This window comes from Agromyces sp. NPDC055658, assembly GCF_053618155.1.
In genome coordinates this window covers 1-1158 of the sequence record NZ_JBSHHD010000129.1, presented here as the reverse complement: position 1 = coordinate 1158, position 1158 = coordinate 1, and the positions used below count along the sequence as shown (strand labels likewise).

The following is a 1158-nucleotide window of genomic DNA, read 5'->3' as shown; positions in this document are numbered from 1 at the left end:
GACGGCCGTCGGTCTCGGCAGCGTGCTCGATGCCGCCGGGGGCCAGTGAGCCAACGGTGGTCACCGGCACCTCGGTGGAGCCGTAGACCCGGCTGACCACGGCGCGCTCGAAGTAGTCCGACGCCCGCCGGATCAGCGACGGAGGTACCGATGCGCCACCGCAGATGAACACCTTGAGATCCGGTAGCCGGGTACCGGCTCGTTCGGCAGCCCCTAGGAGCTGCTCCAGAAACGGTGTCGCCCCGGCCATGTGGGTGCACTTGCGTTCGGTCATCAGGTCCACGCCGTCCTCGGCGTTCCAGCGCTCCATCAGTACGGCGGTGCTGCCCAACAGCAGGGGGCATTCGAACGCGTAGATGGAACCGCCGATGTGGGCGATGGGGGAGGGCACCAGGAACGTGTCACCGCGGTCGATCATCCAGTGCTGACGCAGCTGCAGGATCAGCGCGTTGATCGAGTTGTGGCTGTGCAGCACACCTTTGGGGCGTCCGGTGGTCCCGGAGGTGTACATGATCATCCGGACGTCGTCCGGGTCGAGCGTGGGCAGGGCCCGGTCGGGCGCGGCCGGCAGGGCGGCGAATGAGTGGTGCGGGCCCGGATCCCCGCGCAGCACCACCACTTCTGGTGGCGTGGTCATCCCGCCGCACACCCGGGTGAGCATCGCGGCGTAGTCGTGGTTGCCGAACCGGGCGGGGATGAAGATCGCGCGGCTCTGCGCATCGTCGAGGATGAAACTCAGCTCCCGATCGCGCAGAGAAGGCAGGATCGGGTTGACCACCATGCCGGCCAGCGTGGCGCCCAGGTAGATGATCGCGGCCTCGTGCCAGTTGGGCAGCATGAAGGACACCACGCTGCCCGCCGGCATCCAGTCGGTGAGCTGCAGTGCCAGTTCGCGGGCCCGGTAATGCAATTCGCGCGCCGTCAGGGTGATGTCGCCGTCGACCACCAGTGCCCGGTCGGGGGTCTCACGCGCCGCGTCCGCGAGGGCGTCGGCCAAGGTGGTGGACACCCACAGCCCCCGGGCGTAGGCGTCGTCCGAACGCGCCTCGTCCCGTCGCACCAGATTTCGCACGTGCCTCAGCCCTTGACCCGGCGCATCGTCATGGAGTGGCGGAACCGGTCGGACGGGTGGGTGTTGACGGTGACCTGGGCGAAATC

The 1158-nt window shown here is 68.4% G+C and carries 1 protein-coding gene; it reads right to left on the bottom strand.

Annotation, left to right across the window (positions count from 1 at the left end):
• Positions 1-1072 (bottom strand): AMP-binding protein (locus ACWGPE_RS19080; RefSeq protein ID WP_452049326.1); only part of this gene is annotated, 1072 nt, incomplete at its 3' end.
• Between the last annotated feature and the right edge of the window lie 86 nt (positions 1073-1158).